This is a genomic window from Klebsiella sp. LY (assembly GCF_004010915.1).
GTDB lineage: Bacteria > Pseudomonadota > Gammaproteobacteria > Enterobacterales > Enterobacteriaceae > Klebsiella > Klebsiella quasipneumoniae.
This window is the reverse complement of sequence record NZ_CP022444.1, coordinates 4,579,599-4,597,625: the sequence shown is the minus strand read 5'-3', so window position 1 is coordinate 4,597,625 and position 18,027 is coordinate 4,579,599. Positions and strand designations below refer to the sequence as shown.

Annotated in this window: 14 protein-coding genes; all 14 read right to left on the bottom strand. The window is 55.1% G+C overall.

Translation table 11 applies throughout. The features are described from left to right. Positions 1–55: 55 nt before the first annotated feature. The 14 genes from CE636_RS25495 to CE636_RS25425 all read right to left on the bottom strand — a co-directional run bounded on the left by CE636_RS25495 (position 56) and on the right by CE636_RS25425 (position 17,987). On the bottom strand, positions 56–8,872 hold the full coding sequence (locus tag CE636_RS25495; RefSeq protein WP_017899003.1) for a phage tail tip fiber protein: 8,817 nt from the start codon (positions 8,870–8,872) through the stop codon (positions 56–58). Positions 8,873–8,934: 62 nt separating this feature from the next. Beyond that, complete coding sequence (locus CE636_RS25490; RefSeq protein WP_017899002.1) at positions 8,935–9,528, bottom strand: tail assembly protein; 594 nt, start codon at positions 9,526–9,528, stop codon at positions 8,935–8,937. 26 nt (positions 9,529–9,554) lie between these two features. Continuing rightward, a complete protein-coding gene (locus CE636_RS25485) occupies positions 9,555–9,977 on the bottom strand; it encodes a hypothetical protein (protein ID WP_025368256.1) in 423 nt (140 codons plus the stop codon). A 41-nt stretch (positions 9,978–10,018) separates the two neighbouring features. Further along, a complete protein-coding gene (locus CE636_RS25480) occupies positions 10,019–10,729 on the bottom strand; it encodes a C40 family peptidase (protein WP_017899001.1) in 711 nt (236 codons plus the stop codon). Between the two features lies 1 nt (position 10,730). After that, positions 10,731–11,486: a phage minor tail protein L gene (locus tag CE636_RS25475; RefSeq protein ID WP_017899000.1), complete on the bottom strand. Its 756-nt coding sequence runs from the start codon at positions 11,484–11,486 to the stop codon at positions 10,731–10,733. Next, positions 11,483–11,821 carry a phage tail protein gene (locus CE636_RS25470; RefSeq protein WP_017898999.1) on the bottom strand — a complete coding sequence of 113 codons (339 nt, stop codon included), beginning with the start codon at positions 11,819–11,821 and terminating at the stop codon, positions 11,483–11,485. Before CE636_RS25470 ends, CE636_RS25475 begins: the two co-directional genes overlap by 4 nt. Further along, positions 11,821–15,177, bottom strand: a complete 3,357-nt coding sequence (locus tag CE636_RS25465) for a phage tail tape measure protein (RefSeq protein ID WP_025999131.1) — start codon at positions 15,175–15,177, stop codon at positions 11,821–11,823. The genes CE636_RS25470 and CE636_RS25465 overlap by 1 nt, the downstream gene beginning before the upstream one ends. Positions 15,178–15,409: 232 nt before the next feature. Continuing rightward, the gene (locus CE636_RS25455; RefSeq protein WP_014228914.1) at positions 15,410–15,775 is read right to left on the bottom strand and encodes a phage tail protein; all 366 of its coding nucleotides are present in this window, start codon (positions 15,773–15,775) and stop codon (positions 15,410–15,412) included. Positions 15,776–15,832: 57 nt separating this feature from the next. Next, positions 15,833–16,294: a major tail shaft subunit gene (locus CE636_RS25450; RefSeq protein ID WP_014228913.1), complete on the bottom strand. Its 462-nt coding sequence runs from the start codon at positions 16,292–16,294 to the stop codon at positions 15,833–15,835. Positions 16,295–16,325: 31 nt separating this feature from the next. Next, complete coding sequence (locus CE636_RS25445) at positions 16,326–16,718, bottom strand: HK97-gp10 family putative phage morphogenesis protein (protein ID WP_014907811.1); 393 nt, start codon at positions 16,716–16,718, stop codon at positions 16,326–16,328. 5 nt (positions 16,719–16,723) lie between these two features. Then, complete coding sequence (locus CE636_RS25440; RefSeq protein WP_017880258.1) at positions 16,724–17,113, bottom strand: hypothetical protein; 390 nt, start codon at positions 17,111–17,113, stop codon at positions 16,724–16,726. Continuing rightward, entirely contained in the window at positions 17,094–17,432 is a 339-nt protein-coding gene (locus CE636_RS25435; RefSeq protein WP_014228910.1) for a head-tail adaptor protein, read from the bottom strand. The genes CE636_RS25440 and CE636_RS25435 overlap by 20 nt, the downstream gene beginning before the upstream one ends. Continuing rightward, positions 17,429–17,746 carry a head-tail connector protein gene (locus tag CE636_RS25430; protein ID WP_023316689.1) on the bottom strand — a complete coding sequence of 106 codons (318 nt, stop codon included), beginning with the start codon at positions 17,744–17,746 and terminating at the stop codon, positions 17,429–17,431. The genes CE636_RS25435 and CE636_RS25430 overlap by 4 nt, the downstream gene beginning before the upstream one ends. Further along, entirely contained in the window at positions 17,727–17,987 is a 261-nt protein-coding gene (locus tag CE636_RS25425; protein ID WP_014907814.1) for a hypothetical protein, read from the bottom strand. Before CE636_RS25425 ends, CE636_RS25430 begins: the two co-directional genes overlap by 20 nt. Positions 17,988–18,027 lie beyond the last annotated feature (40 nt).

Here is an 18,027-nt window from a genome sequence, read left to right as displayed (position 1 = left end):
GTTCCTCCTGGATGGTTATCTCTGGAAAAAGAAAAGGCCCCTTACGGGGCCTCTGTTAGCTAAATGAACTGCTGTCCGTCCGAAATGCGGTTGCGGTGATGTTCTCGACTGTGCAGGTGTAATCAATCGCGGCAGTACGACCTGACGCTCTGATAAAGAAGCCGACATTGTTGTAGTCAGCATCCAGGCGCGCGGCAAACCGCAATTCAAAGGCCGTGGTGCCGCCTGTGATATTACCGGCATCGACGAAGATACGGCGGGTTACCTCCTGCCCACCAATGTTGAACGTAATATCAGAGGTATACCCCAGGCCACTGCCCGTCCCATAGGTCTGGCACACCAGGGTGCAGGCCAGAACCACTGTCATGCTATACCCCCTGTTCTGATACGCACCGTTCCGCTGTACCGTCTGGTTGCGGCGGAAAGTCAGGCTGTCGTAACTTTTGGCCACCGCAATGTCACCAATGAACGAATCCGCCTGGACAGTGCCACGGAACACGCCGCTATTCGCTTCAACCCTGCCACGGACGATCACGTTATTGAACTGCGAAGAGCCATCCTTGGCGATACGCCAGCCTTGCGAGCCATCAACAAAGTTATTCGAGCGGATCTCGTTACCGATCTTCGCGTTCGTAATGGAACCGTCCGCGATTTTGGCAGAGGTCAGGGAACTGTTTTTGATACGAGCCGTATCGATATACAGCTCATTGCCTTCGGCAACCATCACCGGAACAGCCGTCGCATTATTACGGTTAAACAGCGAGAAGCGGTCAGCGTAGAGGATCATGTCGCTCGTTTCACCATTGCTGCCCAGCGTAATCCCCGCGCCAACCTTCTTCCCGTTAACCGTCTCAACCTTCATCGACCACAGAGAACTCACCGTACCATTCACAGCCGCCACGGTTTTGGCGGTATTCTGAACGGAAGCACTGAGATCCCCGACACTGGATGTCAGGGTCGTCTGCTGCGTTGCCAGCGCCTCCAGTGCCGTTGCATGCGTCTGCTGGGTACTGGTGATACTGGCCACCGATTTAATCGTGTTGTCCAGCGTCGTCTGGTTTTTGATGTTGGCGGCCGCCTGCGCGTCAATCTGCGACTGAAGCGAGGTATTCAGACTGGCCTGTGTGTTCTGGCTGTCGCTCAGCGTCTTCGCCATGTTATCGACGCGGGAGTTGGCATTATCCACTTTCGTGGCCAGTGCCGCCTGCTGCTGCGCCTGGGCGGTGATTTTCCCTTCGGCATCCGTTACGCGAGCCGTCAGACCGCTTACGGCACTCGCCGTCGCGTCAGAGGCATCCTGTGCCGCTTTCGCATCGGTAACATCCGTGATAACCAGATCGTCGATATACAGCGAATAACCGGGGGTGCCGCTGCCGGAGGCGCCACGGGTGGAGATCCAGACCACCGCGCGTGTTCTGCCACCCCCGTTGTTACTGGCAATACCCGTAAATTTCACCCACTTATCACGCGCACCAAGAGCGGCTTCGCTGACAGTGACCGCCGACTGCCAGGAGTTTTGACCAGCAGCATTCAGTGAGTTGATACCGACCAGCGTTGTCCACCCGGATGAGGGTTTCTGATCCGACGGCATCATGGCCCAGAACTCAAACCGGAACTTCGCATCCTCACGGACTGACTGCCAGCTCCCAAGCTGTTTATCGCTGTTGCCGTTATTGTTCGCTCCCCGGCTCACCTGCAGGCTCTTATTGCCGGTGAATTTCTGCGACTCCACCACAACGGCGGTGCCGCCCCCGCCCAGCACATGACCATCTCCGTAGCTTTCGAACGTACCGTCAACCCACGGATTAGCTCCCTGAGTGCGGATGGTATTGATGGTGCTGGTCAGCGACGTGATGCTCTGCGACTGGCTGGTGATGGTGTTTTCCACCTGGCTTACGCGACCGGTCAGTGAACTCACCGCGGACGTGTCGGCCTTTTTACTCACCGTATCGTTTGTCGACCTGAGGCTGTTCTCCAGCGCCGTTACCGAGGAACTCAGGGAGTCAATATTACCCCCCTGGGCCTTCACTGTGTTCTGGAGCGTGGTAATTGCCGACGCGTTCGCATCAGCCTTCATCATCACACCGCCGGCGGCGCCCAGTCCCATCATTACCCCGTTCACAAACTCGACTGAGGTCGAAATGTGGGCAGTGGCGTCACCACCGGTTGGCGCACGCAGTTCCAGACCATCGCCCGGCCTCATGCCTTTGCGGCCAAGGAGAATATAGGCACCACGATACGGCAGGGAGTTGACGACTTCGGATGTACCACCAAGAGATTCCAGAGCAGACAATATCTTACCTCGGTTGCCAGATGGCTCATCGAATGTCAGGACGCAAACGTAAGTGCCACTGGCCAACGCCTCGATATCAGCCGACATCGTGGCACCATTATTCGCGCTGCCAAAGACATCGTATGTTTTGGATGTCGCAATCACCGTTGATCCGTTGCTGTGTTTTGCAAAAGTGACCAGTGCCCAGCTGCGACCAGGGGTAAACAGGTTTTTGCCGCTTTCATCAAAAACCCCAGGAGTTACGCTGTTGCCATTCCCCCGTGCAGTGACAGTAAACACAGTGCGACGGTTCATCGAGGCCTGCAGGCTGGTAATGCTACTGTTCGCCGCGGTTAAATCGCCCCCCTGAGATGTCACCGTGTTCCGGAGATCCTGCAATGCAGAAGCATCAGCCTTCCTGGCAATGTTGTTCTGAGCTGTCGATAACCTGTTTTCCAACGATGTGGTGCGATTTCCGATAGAGCTAATGGAAGTGCCTTGCTGATTCACTTTCGTTGTCAGCGAATCCACAGCCGACGCACTGGCGCTATCAGACGGAGACTCGTTCCAGTCGGAAACAACGTTACCTACCTCAAACTTCGGACTGTTGATGTACACCGTCTGGTCTTTGGAGGTATTGCTCTCGATACGGCACAGAATCAGGCGCTTGGTGCCCGTGGTAGGTGTCTGTTTCCACTTAACCCAATAGCGGGCCCATGAAGTGGTCAGCGTGAACTGCGCACGACCATCAGTGTTGTTACCTTTCGCACCCTGGCTGGTCTCGATAGACGTTGTGGTGTTCGGATTGTAGAAGAACGCCGTCATCGTCTGGCCAGCAACGCCGCCTTTCGCATAGAAGCTGTAAACGTACTCCCCTGCATCGAGCGGCGACTCAAGCGTGATTTCCCGCAAATCCCTGTAACCGGAGCCGGCTTTTACAGTTGTGCTAATTACCGCGTTACCACGATACGTATCGCTGACAACGTTCGACCAGCCGGTCATATCGCCGGAGTTCTTGATCAGGTTTGTACCGCCGACAGAAATTGCATCAACCTTGTTGTTCAGATTCGTGACAGAAGAACTCGTTGAGTTAATGTCTTTTTCGGTCTGGGTAACACGGTTGGTCAGTGCCGTCAGAGCATTAGCGTCTGCTTTATTGCTGACGTTATTATTAGTCTTCGCCAGGTCATTTATCAGTTTAGTGATGCTGTTACCCTGACTGGTGATCTGGCCGCCCTGTTGGGATACGGTCGAGTTCAGTGTCGAAATCGCATTAGCGTTAGCATCTGCTGTACTTTGCGCATTGTAGGCATCAGTCACTTCGGTAATGACCAGGTCATCAATGAGGAATGAGTTACCCGCCTTAACGCTGCTAACGTTAGGAATAGAAATCCTGACCATTGCCTGCTTAATACCGCTCTTCGTTGATTTCAGGTAACCAGAAACCTTCGTCCATTGAGTTGAAGAGAGATCCTTTGCCGCTTTGGTAACTGCCGGCCACTGCCAGGAGTTGTCCTGATACTGGAGCGATAAGCCGACGGAAATCTGCACGTTCCCGGCCATAGCGGTACTCCTGGAATCCAGCTTAACCCAGCATTCCATATAGAAGACTGCGTTATCGCGAACCTGGAATCCGCTGAAAATGTGGGTGTCAGTGTTGTCAGTTGCATTGGCATTGTAGTCATTCGGACGCGTCACACGAATGCATTTATTGCCGCCATGCGAGTCGTCAGTGGTCACGATGGCACGGTTATTCGCCAGATTGTGACCAACCGCGTAACTTTCAAAAGTGCCATCAGGAAGCAGATTAGCGCCGCGTTTGGATTGCTGGCTCAGAGAGCTGCTGAGCGACGTAATGTTGCTGTTCGCCGCCGTCAGACCGGACTCCGTCTTCTCCACTCGTCCGGTTAGGGAGTTCATCGCCGTCTGATCCGCTTTGCTGGCCACATTCGCGTCTGTCTGCGTCAGCGCATTCCGGAGCTGGGTGATGCTCTGCGAATTGCTGACCACATGGTTGCCAATCTGGCTGACATTCGAGCTGAGTACGCCGGCTGCGTTTGCCAGCGCGGAAACACCGAGACCGGAGTACATCTCAGCAACCTTGTCTGACAGCTTCAGTCCCAGGTTGATATACGCCTGGCCAGCCCACTGATTCACCAGAAACTCAACTGTGTTCCAGCCGGCTTTCAGATCAAAACTGACGGTAGTCCAGCTGGCGTTTCCCCAGGCAACCTGAACGCCATTTACAAATACAGCACCGGTATCATCAAAAACCCTGTTACCGGGCGTCATTGTGATGGTGGTATCGGCCGCCACTTTCACCTGGCAGGAATACAGCGCGATCAGATAGCTCCCGGCGGACGTAAAGTCCAGTCTGGTCGCGTCGGCCACCTCATCCACGACCACTGGCGCCACGGCGCGAATATCGCTGAATGACGGGACTGTCACGGCGTTAGCCAGCTGCACAGGATAGATCCGACGGGACCAGCTATTCGGCTGGCCATTGACCAGCTGATTCGACAGGCGGGTGATACTGTCAGTATTGCTGCGAATATCCCGCCCGTTTTGCTCCACCTGCTGCGTTAAGGCAGTGACCGCAGCCGCTTCGGCTTTCTTCACCAGCGCGGAATTTGTCGTGCCCAAATCGCTCGTCAGTTTTGTGATGGACTGACCCTGGCTGGTTATCCTGTCGCCCTGACGGGTAACAACAGACTGCAGCCCGCTCAGCGCCTCATTCGTACCAGCCAGGCCCGTTTCCGTCTGGCCCACCCGGTTAGTGAGTGATGTTAACGCGGCGCCCTGCGATGTCAGCGTGGCACCCTGTTGCTCAACTTTCTGCGTCAGGGACGTCAGCGCGGTCGCATCGGCTTTTTTCCCGAGGCTGGTTTCCAGACCACCGATACGGCTCGCCTGCGCGCGCTGCTCTGTCGTCAGAGAACTCAGTTCACCAGAAACAGCAGCTTTGTTGTCGTTAAACTGCGTCTGAAGGGACTCTCTGGCCTTAACTTCCGCCTGGATGGCGGTAACGCGCGCCGTTTTTTCCTGGTATAGCAGCCCGGAGGTGACTTTCTCCAGATCGCTGCCATCATAGGAGCCACGCATCTGCGCCGCCAGCGTGCTGCGTGCCTGTGCTTCGGAGGTCAGCGCGTTACTCAGCGTACTGCGCACATCCTGCAGAGCCGCCGTACTGGCGCCGGGTGCTGGCCGGCCAACGGCGATCCAGTCGAATTCGATAAAGTTGCTGGCATCCTGCTGGTTCGTCAGGTCCAGGCGAATACGATCAATGTTCCCTGTCCACGGAATATCACGCACCGTCAGGGTTGCCACCCCATCGGCATATTCCGGCTCAGCAACAATGTATCGCTTCGTGTTATTAAAGTTTTCGCCGGCAGACACCCAACGGATCTCACCCGCCCAGACTGGTTTGCCGGTTTTACGAAAGCGCAGCATGATGAAGCGGTACGCTGCACCATCGACAGCCAGACCGCCGGGAGAGGTAATGTACGGATCGGTGGCGCTGTCCGCAGGGCGTAACCAGCCATCCCGGGACACACCCGGTACGCCGGCGCTGCCGGTCCAGCCCTCGGTCGTCTGACTGTTGAAATGCCAGATAACCTGCGAATCGAACTGGATATTGGCGCCGGCAGCGAGGCTGGACATTTCCCGCGCCAGATTTTCATCGGCACTCTTCATTACCTGAGTCAGGCTCTCGATACTCGCCTCAATCCCCTGCGTTGCCGCCAGCAGTTCATCAGCAGCCTGTGCCGCCTTCGCGTTAATATCTGCGATACGATCCGCAGTTTCCTGCTTAACCGCATTGGTTAACGTGGTGTTGACCTGAGACAATGACTGCTTCAGGCCATTCTCGGCAGTTTTAATCTGCGCATTCAATGCGGCATCGCCGTCGGCAAGCGACTTGCTCAAAACTGCTATCTGCTGATTCACATCAGCAGTGATGCTTTTCGCCGATGCATCAATATTCTGGCTGACCTGCTTCGCCTGATCTGCGGCTTCCTGACGCAGCTCTTCAGCGGTCTGCTCCAGTTCCTGCTGCGTATTGCGGATACCTTCCTGCGTTTCGCTAATGGTACGCTGCGTTTCCTCCCAGGCAGCCGTATCCTTGATCGCGTCAGTCAGGTTTTCGTAGTAGTCATCAAAGTTATCGCTGGCCATCCCCTGGACCCAGCCGGTCCACGGGCTTTCATTGCCCAGACGATCAACAAGGCGCGCCCGATACCAGAATTCTGCGCCCATACTGAGGCCCATCTGCTGATAGCTTTTCCCCGGATAGGCCACGTCTGATAACGGCATCGGCGCACTGCCGTCCTGATTTTTGCTGTACTGCAGTTCCGTGCGCAGCGTATCCCCGGAGCCGGTCGGGAACTCCCAGCTAACCTGGACCCCATGAACCAGCGAACGGGTTGCCAGCGCCAGCGGTGCCAGCGGCTCGCCGACCTTGCCGGTCAGGGTTTTCTCTTCGGAATACGCCCACCCGCTCGAAATCTCCGCCGCATTGATCGCGCGGACGCGAACCAGGTAACGACCGGCATAGATGCCGCTGACCTCAAACGAGGTGGTCGAGCTGCGCGGCACATTAATCCAGTTCCCGTCGTTACGGCGCCACTGCGCCTCGTAGGCAATAGCACCGCTGACCGCTGACCAGTTAACCTGCATCGTTTCGACGCTGATCCCCTGATTCACGACCGAGCGGGATGTGATGACAATATCGTCAGGAGGTGACTGGTTGCCCGCCGGCAATACGCTAACCGGGCGTTGGTCGATAATAGCGCCGGTATCGATGCGGGCGAATTTATCCGGGTCATGTGCCACGCCGGTGATCGTGAGGGTGGCATCGTTGTTCTCTTTTACCCCTGTAACCCGGTACTGCTGCAGGAAGAGGTCATCGGATTCAATGGCCCAGACGCATTCCCGTTCCGGCGTCTCACTGTACGCCGTTGTGACCGTAATCTGCCGGCGTCCATTAACAGCCTGAATGGTCCGGCTCTGTGAGATCCCTGATGGCAGGTTTAGCTGGAGGCGGTCGCCAGGTTTGGCATCCACATCACGATCCAGCGTAATCACCCGGCCATTCACCGCGCTGATTCGCCCGCCGTTGACCCGTCCGGCCAGCAACTCATCCGCCAGGGCAATGATATAACCGGGTTGAGGAATGCGACCGTCCAGCCCCACATCAATTTCGACCATGCGGTCCTTATTGTTGGTCAGTATGCCCCACAGTCCCTTACGGTGGGCTTCGCTCTGGCGCGTACAGCCAATCGCGGTCATTTCGAGCTGGTTAAAACTGTAGCGGGAAACCAGTTCAGGGATAAACGCAGGCTCCATCGCATCAGCATAAGCATTATCCGGATCAGACCAGGAAACCAGGGCGTTGGTGTACCGAACCTGGCTGCTGCTGCTCGAATAACGGGGTTTGCCGACAATATTGGCGCGCGTATAAGTAAAATCGACATCACGCGGCATATCAGCCAGCACAACAATCTGCTCACCGTTCCAGCAGGTCATGCCCCGGAAGATGGCGGCAAAATCTCGCAGCACGGTGTAAGCATCGTTGCGTTCCTGGACATAGACGTTACAGGTATAGCGCGGCTCCATGCCGTCACCACCGCGCCCGTCAGGAACCAGCTGATCGCAGTACTGTGCAATCTGGTACAACGTCCATTTCGAAATATTGGCGCTGCTCAGACGATTACCGAGACCAAAACGGTCAGCGATAACAATGTCGTAATAGATCCAGGCCGGGTTATCCGTCCAGGCCCATTTAAACCCGCCGGTCCAGACGCCGGTATATTCGCGGGTTTCCGGATTGTAGTTATCCGGCACCCGGATCACGCGCCCACGCGGCTCACAGGAAATTTGCGGAATGGAGCCATTAAACTGGCTGGAGTCGAACTCGATATAAAGCAGTGCGGTGTTGGGATAACGCAGCTTCGCGTCAATCACTTCGGTATAGCTCTGCAGCGTCATCACGTCGCCAACTTTGACACTGTTTGCATCCGGAGAGATTTTACGCAGGCGTAGCGTCCAGGTACTGCCGGCATGGGGCAGATCAATACGATGGCTCCGCTCATAACCGGAGGTTGTTTTACCCGTGACAGCGGTTTCCAGCACCGTCTGCCAGGCGCCGCCGTCGGTCTGCAGGTCAATCGCATACTTGACGGTATTGCCCACCACGTCGCCGTCATCTTCCTGTTTCATCAGGGACGGCCATTTCAGGCGGACACGAACGGCAGAAAGCTGGGTATTAGTAAAGGTATGGGTCCAGGCTGTCTTGCTGGAAACTTCCGTTCCTACACTGATTTCATTTTCAGTACCGGGAATACCCTGAATATAAGTCTGAGCCTGCGTGCCGGGGCGAAATTCCCAGGACACGCCACTGAAGTTTTGCGAACCATCAGCATTTTCAAGCGGGGTGCCATCAAGATAAATATCTTTCCCGGTTAAACCACCTGTAAATTCACCCTCACCTAATGCGAGCAGAATTTTGGCTTTCGCAACGGACTGTAAATCATCCGGCTGTTCCGTCGGTGTACGCTGCTTTGAGCCGCCACCCTTGCGCCCTTTAATTATGTTATTTGCCATATTACGCCCATAAAAAAAGCCACCGCAAGGTGGCCTGAATTGGATGGTTTACTGAATAAAACTTATTGCTGGTCTTCTACGTAAATACCGGCAGATATAATGGCTCCGCCAATTCGGCGTTTGCCATAAAGCAAAGGGACCGGGTATCCCTGAGAGGCAGTATTCGTCACGCCCCCAAAGGCGTAGGACGCTTTATTGTCAGCGGATTCTTTTCGGGCCAGGCCTGCTGGCTGTGGGGAGAGCATCTGAACAACGCCGCCGAGCATCATAGCAGCCCCCATTTTATAACCAAATGCTGACACGGGGTTGCCAGGAACAAAGTAAGAGCCGACAGCAGAGGCAACAATAATAACTGCTCCAAGAATTGTTTGAAGCAGCCCCGCCTTTTTACTACCAATTAAAACAGGAACAATTCTGATAACTTCACCACCAACGGGGAATCCTAAATCATCCTTACCGATATTTTTCTTTCCTTTGAAAACAGCAAAGGTCAACCCTTTTTCTTTGCTGTTATTCATGAAATTTTCAAATCCAGGGATGGTTGCAGCCAGCGCTATGCCTGCTTCTTGGACTGTTGAAATCAACCGATGATGAACCTTCCCGAAAGTTTTGCCAAGAATTCCAGAAAGCTCAATTCTTGTCATTATTTCCTGCATAATAGCTCCAGCTGGTGGGAAACGAGTTAATTAATAGTGGTTGGCCTTATATCCAAATCGCCATTAGCATCCGTAAAAACTCTTGCTGCTTTTTTCTCTCCAGCTTTAATATTGAAAAATCGTTCTTGTCTCTCTCGGTTTAAACTGCAAAGTCCTTTACCTTCAAGATTAGCACCGACAGCCCACTCTCCTTCTGATAAATAAAATGTCGCTTTTTCTTTCGGATCCAGTTTCGCTACTCGTTCACCATTCAAATAAACTGTTGCATAGCATCCTGCTCCCACGAATCCTGAATCACGAACGATTGTCAGGCTACCGTTATTACCTTCGTTTTCTTGATATTTAAAAACATGCTCTTTTGAGGCGGAAATAGCTTGGCTGGGAGGTACAACTGTTGTCGAACAGCCTGTTACTGTGACAATTGCCAATGCTAGAGCTATTTTTTTCATTTCAGTATCCCTTGGATTTATAGTTAAAATTCCACAAGAGATTAACACAGAGAATGGTATCGGACGATTTTCATCGTCCTGTCTAACCAGTATCCACCATACGGCACGCGCTTGCTGAGATGGCCATACAGGTGATGCAGCAGCATATTCCCTTCCAGCAGAATCCCGGCGTGGTTCCACTTATCCGCCTGCACCTGCATGATCACCATATCACCCGGTTGCGGTGGACCATCAAACTCACGGAACCCGCATTCATACCAGCAGTCCTGATAAAAATTGTCCGGATACTCCTTTTCCCACCACGGATAATCGACGCGGTAATCGTGCAGCTCGATGCCGTGGGTTTGCCGAAAATAGCTCATCACCAGGCCCCAGCAATCGTAGTGGCCCAGCACGAATGGTCGCTCGAGGAGCGGCAACTCACCACGCGGATGGATGGTACGGAGATCGCCTTCTGGCCAGCTGATAATATGCCAGGGGAGAAAGGTCGCGTCGCATTGCGCTTTATCCAGTTCGCTCGGCTGGGTGGTGGCATCAGGATGGCTGTGAACAATACCGGTGATCGTTCCCCATTCCTCAACCTCCGCATAATCCTCCGGCGCCAGCACAAAATTATCTTTCGACTCTGTGGACAGGTTCCGGCAGGGGAAATAACGCTCCGCTCGGCCCCTCTGGGCGACGAGGCCGCAGGCCTCGCGCGGATATTCTGCGGCCGCATGTTCCTGGATGGCCTTAATCGTTTTCTGACGCATATCAGCTCCTGATTAATGAGGTGCCGGGGAACCCGCCAAACGGCAGTTCACTATTCTCACCATGACGTAATTTACAGGCCGTGAGCGTTCCGTTGCAGACATCCTGCGACGGGTCATCAACTGGCTGATTGTTCCTGTCAAAATACCGGGTGCCGGCATAGTCGCACCCGTTACCACTGCGGTACTGATTGCGGATACACCAGGTGCAAATCGCATGCAGCTGGCGAGTGGGGATCATCATCCCCTGCAGGGCAAACGGGCTGGAGAGAGTAAATTCCACCTTCTCATCGTCTTCATAATGCTTTACGTCAATGAAGAAAAGGCGCCGTTTCTCCTGAGTCGGATCAGCTGAGGCATTCCCGTCCGGAAAGTTCTTCGCATCGAGATACTGTTTTTGCGTGTCGTGGATGACAACCCGCGCCAGAGCCAGATCGTCGTAATGAAGACAGAGCGCGGATATCTTCCCGTCGATGTTCCCTACCCGCAGCGTTGGCTGCGCGTCACTGCCCGTGGTGGAGGACTCGATCCCTTCGATTTCACATGGCCAGGCTTTATACTCCCGCCCCTGCCACCAGATGCTTTTCGCCGGCAGCTTATGCAGGTCGCCGCCAGCGGCGAGGATTTCGGCTGCAGTATGGGGAACGTTATAGCCGTGGAAATACAAAACCTCATCCAGGCCAAACGCCTGTCCATCGATCTCCAGGAGACGAACCTCATCGCCTGGCTCTAACTTCTGATAATTCGCGTTAAGGCTCATGGTTTAAATGCCTGAATAAAAGTGGCTGAAAGTGAGTAATTTCCGCCGCCCAGCGGCACCGGTTTGTATTGTTCGCAGCGGTAAAGCCCCACCTCTTCCAGAGGCGGGGTCCACTGAAACGCGCGGGTGCCGGCATGACGGTCGAAGAACTGCTTAATCGGACGGATATAGTCCTCCGTACCGACAAAACTCAGCTCCCAGTCCTGTGATCGGGTGTTAATACCATCGCCGGATACCTGCGCATACCCGTCACCGAACTGCGCCTTCCGGACACGAAAGTTAACGGTCTGCTGGGGATTAACCCGCGGACTCCAGGTGAATATCTCAATAGCCATCAACGTTGCCCTTTAACTGCATTCCAGACCATCCCGCCAGGGCGCATATCCTGCGCCATCAGCTCCCTGTATTTTTTCTCCACAAACGAGCCGATCTGCTGGCCAAACTGCTCAAAACCAGACGGCGCCTGCGTTGAGGTGTTTCCGCCTTCAATCGTGATATAGACTTTTGGCCCTTCCGACGCGCCGGCGTTCTGAACACCACCGACAGCGCGTACACCCAGCGAACCATCGCCGGCACGCGTCAGCGGCATGATGGCCTCCGGCCCGGCCTCGCCAAATACGCCGGCCCCTTTTGCGAAAGCGAAGAGCTGCGGAGAGTCGTAGACCTGGTTGCTGTAGGCACTTAATGAAGGAGAATCGAAGACACCGCCTTTGGCATAACCCGGTATTTGAAAGTTAAAGTTATTACCCGCATTCTGAATCGCAGTTCCTGCGCCGACATCAGCCGCTCCAGAAACACCACCTGCAATACTCACTCCAGCTCCCACCACACCCATGATGGTTTGCATGACAGAACTGGTGACCAGCGCCTGTGCGGCCATATCAACGAGGTTTTTTATGATTGACTGTGTGAGCGAGGAAAACAGGTCAGCCATGTTCTCCTTAAAGCTTCTCGTCCGCGTCAGCATGCTCGTCAGGAAGTTGCTTGAGCGCTCATGGGCCGTTTCAAATAACCCGACGGCCAGGCTCTGGAATTCTCCCTGTGATCGGTATAACTCCAGTGACGTCTGATACTGCGCATCGGCGGATTCTTTCGTCGCCTTCTGCATAAGCATTTCGTACTGTTCTTTGCTGATCGCGCTGCCCTGGTAGTACGCCTGCAGCAATGCCTGCCGCTGCGCAAGCTGATTGCGCAGCGAGACCAGTGGATCAACTTCGCCGGCGATATCCAGTGCCGGCGCAGCGATTTCATCGGCATGCGCCTGCAGCAGCTCTTTCGCAGTATCTCTGGCCAGCGTTATTCGTGCGGCCTGGTACTCTTTTTCATCAAGAAGGCGGGCTTTGAAAAGCTCAGCCAGGTCCCGGCTGGCTTCCTGCTCTTTTCGCAGGGTTTCCTGGGCGGGGGAATACTGCGCGGCCAGATCCAGTCGCTGTTTCTGGTAGTTCTCTGCATTCATTAACAGCGCGCGCTGCAGGTCAGCATCACTGGCGCCATTTTTCTTCGCCGCTTCCTGCAGCTCCCTGTTGCTGTCCTTTTCCTGCAGGTTAATTCTGGCCAGGCTGGATGCATGGGCTTCTTCAATTTGCTGCCGCAGCGTTTTGAACTGGTCGACCTGGGACTTACTGCCTTTCCCCGTGCCGGTACCGCCATCGCCGCCCCAGGGATTTCCATCTCCGGTCTCTTTGGGGGGCGTGCTTAACGCTCCTTTCAGATCGTCCGTAAGGGAGGTTATTTTTCCCGATAAACCCAGCTGAGCCAGTGTTTTTGCATCACTGACACGCTTAATGTTTTCCTCGGTTTTGCGGAGTCCCTCGTTAACGCTATCGAGATCCGCCCGCGCCCGCGTCTGGTCTTTTGTCACCCCTTCCAGCTGGCCGAAGGGGTCAAACCCTTTCAGGCTGTCGATACGACTGTCGGCATCCTGAATCTCTTTTATCAGCTGGTTACGCTGCACGACCTGGTTTTCGTACTTATCCTCCAGGTCGAACTGCTTCACATTTAACTGGTTAAGCGAGAGGCGCATCAGCGCTTCACTGGTTTCCACTACGGCATCTTTTAAATCAATGGCCGATTGCCGGGCTTCTTTTGCTTGTTGATGGAAATACAGTAATGCAGAGCCAGCCAGCGTCGCCGCGCCAACCGGACCACCAACAAAAGCCAGGGCGCCTCTTGCCAGGCCCACCGCAACGGAGGCCGCACGGGCTGATATCGACAATTGCCGGTTTGCCGCTGCCAGTTTCAGTTTCGCCTGGCTGGCCAGATTGGTTTGCTCAGTTTCCTGTCGGATGAGGCGGGTAAACTCATCCTGGTAACTGATATTCATCCCGTACTGTTTAGCCGTCCGCTCCATCTGCCGGTAGTGGCCAAACTCAGCGTCGTTCTGTTTCAGGATGGCCGCTGTCGAATCCAGCGTTTTGCGGGCAATATCCGCATCAGCCTGCGCCCGCGCTTTTACCGCCGCCTGGCTTTCCCGCCAGGCCGCGATATTCTCCCGCAGCCCTGCAGTCAGTTTCGTGGATAACACGGGGATCAGGCTGTAAAGCGCCACGCTGGAGACGGTGTTGAAATTGTCTGCCAGGCTGTTCAGTGCCTCCGTGGCAACCTGAATCCCGCTGCGGAGTGGCCCGTTACTGCTCTGGCCGATCTTAATGACCATCCCTTCAAACGCACTGCTCAGCCCCAGCAAATCGCCGTTCAGGTTGTTAACCCTGATGGATGCCTGCTCATGCGCCGTTTTGGTACCGGTCAGGGAAGCGGTCAGTTCATCAAGCTTTGAACGGTTCTGGACCAGGATAGACGCCGCATTCAGGTTCTCCACGCCAAACAGTTTTACGGCCTGGGCCGTGGAGAGATTTTTCCCGGAAAGATTGGTCAGCGCCTGGCTGAGACCAACCACGGACGGCTTGAGGCTCTTGTCCGTGCCCTTTTCCAGATTCAGGATGACGTTACGCAGCGCCGTGCCGGCTTCACCGCCTTTAATTTCACGCTCTGCCAGCACCTGAATCGCGGCATTCAGCTGCTCAAAACCAACGCCGGCCTGTGCGGCTGCGACGCCACCATTTTTAATGGCGGCCGCTGTATCCACAATCTCCGACGACCCGTACTTCGCGCCGGCGGCCAGCACGTTGATATAACGATCCGCCTCCTGCGCGCTCGCCCCGTACTGGTTTAAGGAGAGCGCCAGCGTTCTGGTCGCATCGGGCAGCGTTGTGCCGGCGGCCTGCGCCAGGATAAGCGCGCTGTTCGTAGCCTTCTGCAGTCCATCGGACGTTTTTAAAAGCTCCGGTTTAGCCGACGCCATCAGCTTTAACGCCTCGGCGGCCTGGCTGGCGCTGTACTCTGTCGTGCGCCCCATTTCCTGCGCAGCCAGATCCAGCGCTTTCATTTCAGCAGCAGTCGCACCGGTGATGGCCTGCAGGTCTGATAATGCCTGTCCATATTGTCTGGACGTGGTGACGATCGTGCCGATGGAAAGGCCGGCTCCTGCCAGCCCCGCCAGCCGGCTGGCCATCCCGGATATCGACAGACCGACCTTTTTATAGGCGTCCTCCGTCTTTTTCGCGTCCGCCTGGGCATTACGGTTGAACCGTCGTGACTGGTTCTCCGCATCGCCATACGCTCCCAGCAGCTGGGATTTAAAACTGGCTGCGTTCAGGTGCAGCCCGACCGCTAAAGATGCGACGTCTGCCATTACATTAATGCCCTCATGACTGCCGCGCATTCATCATCGACCCGGGATGGCGCAGGTATGGTTTCGGTAGGTGGCGCGTTTTCATCGCCAGGACGGCGGAAAGTGCCTTGTTTCAGGAAGTAGGCTCGCCAGTGGTACAGAGTGTTGGCCGGCAATGCGGCAATTTTGGATGGGTCAGGCTCGCCCCAGCGGTCGGCCAGCCAGAAGATCAGCTCCAGCCAGGGCGAGTCACTCAGTTTTTTTCCGCTTCCTCCAGCTTGCCGATTGCGTGTTGCTTCACTTTTTCCACAGCGGCCAGCAGTTCGGGGTTTTCATGGGCCTTCAGCAGCTCGGCTGCCGTGGGTTTAAATTCATCCGGAATGGCCGTTCCATCCGGCTGAACCAGTGCATCGATGACGATCTGAATGACTTGCTCCGATGCCTCGCGCGCTGCGCCAGCTTTTGCGGTTTCAGCCATTTTCTCTTCGTAGCTGATGAGGTAATCCCCGGTCAGGCGGCGGATGAATACGGTGGCGCCAAATAACTCGGTTTTAATGACGGTTGGCTCCGATTTAAGCAACGCGGATTTCAGCGTGGACAGGTAATCTTTATCTTTCACAGGTAGTCCTTAAAAATAAAAAGCCACCCGAAGGTGGCTGTTTACAGGTTAAGTTAATCAGGCGCCGCCGGAGACAGCGACGGTTCCCCAGGTGATCTTGTTCTGTTTACCCTGAACAGTGATCTGGATGACCTCATTCGCCGGAGCGGCGATTTCATTCATCTGCCACCCGGACAGCGCCAGGAGCATCGTCGCTGTTCGCTTGTTGGGTAATTCGACGTATAACTGGATGGTCTTGCGGGCCTCTGCTGCGTTCAGCAGCGCGGCAAAATCGGTATTGCCCGGATCATCAATGAAGCCCAGCGACTTTTCAGGCCCGTCAGGCAGATCGCTGATGGACTGTTTCTGCTTATCCAGTAACGTGGTGCAGTCGACAAAGCCCCCCGTCTGCCCCATTGCACCCAGCGCTTTACAGTTAATCAGCGGTTTCAGCGCTGACGTGGCAGCGCCAGGCTCCCCGTATTTCACAATGGTGCCCGCCGGCAACATCGCATATTCAGGCGAAGTTTTATCAGCCATGTTTCTCTCTCTTTTTATACGGCAGCGGATGCTACCTGTTTTCAATGCCGTTTCGGATTTCCACGGTTAACACGCGCAAAACGGTCTGGAGGTTGTAATCCAGGGCGGGTCGGATAAAGGGGTCTGCAACCTGTTTAACCGTGCCAAACTCCTGCGCCAGCGCCTTCATATGGTGCTGCTTGCTGGGGCCAACACGGAGCGTTACAACCGCGTTCCCTTTACCCTTGCGGGTGGAAGAGCGGATTTTGATTGAGTCCCGCATGTGCGGCCCGGCAGACGTTTCGTCAAAGCCGGCATGCTGCTTCATATCTTCCTCGACGACCTTTAGCGCTTCGCGCCCGGCATCCCGCAATACCTTCGTCGCCACTTTTTCGCCCAGGGCCATTAACTGCCGCTCCAGCTCATCCAGCCCTTTAACTTCCATTCGGATCACGAGGAGTCCTCCACGTAGTGAATGATGAAATCGCGGGTCAGGCGATACTGAATGCGACGATTCGTCAGCTGGTTTTTATCCTGATGGATGCCGCCTCGTTCCACATACTGAACCGGAATACCCTCCAGCTGGCCATGAACGACGGACTTCAGTTCCGTCCAGATTTTTTTATCCAGCTGCAGCAGTGAGGTGTAATCATCGAGACGGTACAGATTCACCTGGATACGGGCAGATACGATCCCCGTTCGCAACATTCCAGAGACCATTTCCGGGTCAGAGATACGCTGAAAGGTCGCTCCTTCCTGGACCGTGTCCGGCAGTAAAAGCGGATACGCATTCATGCCGGTGATGCGCTCCAGCGCACCCTTAATCGCCAGCTCTATCATGCCGCCCGTCAGCCTCCCCCGTGATAATGATCCGGTCCGTTTTGCGGTCGATATTCCGGACGGTATAAACCAGATTTTTCGTCGTAATTTTCCAGTCAATATCAACCAGCACACCCGGATAGACCGTAAACAGGCAGGTTTCCACCACCTGCTGCTGATCCAGCGTGCGGACTTTCCGCCCCGATACCAGCTCCCGTTTTGCCCACGCTTTTCCCGATTCAACCTGCTTTTCCGGTAGCGGTTCGCCCAGCGGCCCCCGACCGGACTGAACGTAGCTAATTGCAATGCGACAGTTCATATCACCCGGTTTCAGGCTCATAGCGTATGCTCCTGCAGGGGGAAAAGAAGATGCCTCACCGCATCGGTTTCCAGCCACTGTCCGGTATGGCCATTCAGATACGCATCGCTGACCAGAAACTGAATAGCCAGCCGGATATCTTCATCCGCGATGAATCCGCGGACGGTCTCCGGGAGCGCCTGCAGCTCTTCATCACTGGTGACCAGCTTGCAGTAGTAATCACGCTCGATGCTCCGCTGCGCGGCGTTCACCATTTGCGTGAGCATGGCATCATGCTCCGTGAAGTCCAGTTCCAGGCGTAGCTGGGTTTTCACATCATCCAATGTCAGTATCAAAATCGCTGTCTCCCGGCTTCGGTTTCAGCGCACGTTCGGCATCCTCCGGCCATACCGCGATACGCCGCTTAACCAGTTCTTCGGCGCGCGATCCTTCAAAGCACGCGATATCTCCACGGGAATAACGGTGGTGCGGCCCAAGGAACACAACGGATTTACGCTCTGCCTGTGCGACCACGGTCGCATGGTTGTCCTGTGTGCCTGTTTCTTCCGGCTCCACTGCTTTATTTTTCGCAGCCATAACATTCTCCTGAAAGGGAAAAGCCCGCATATGCGGGCCG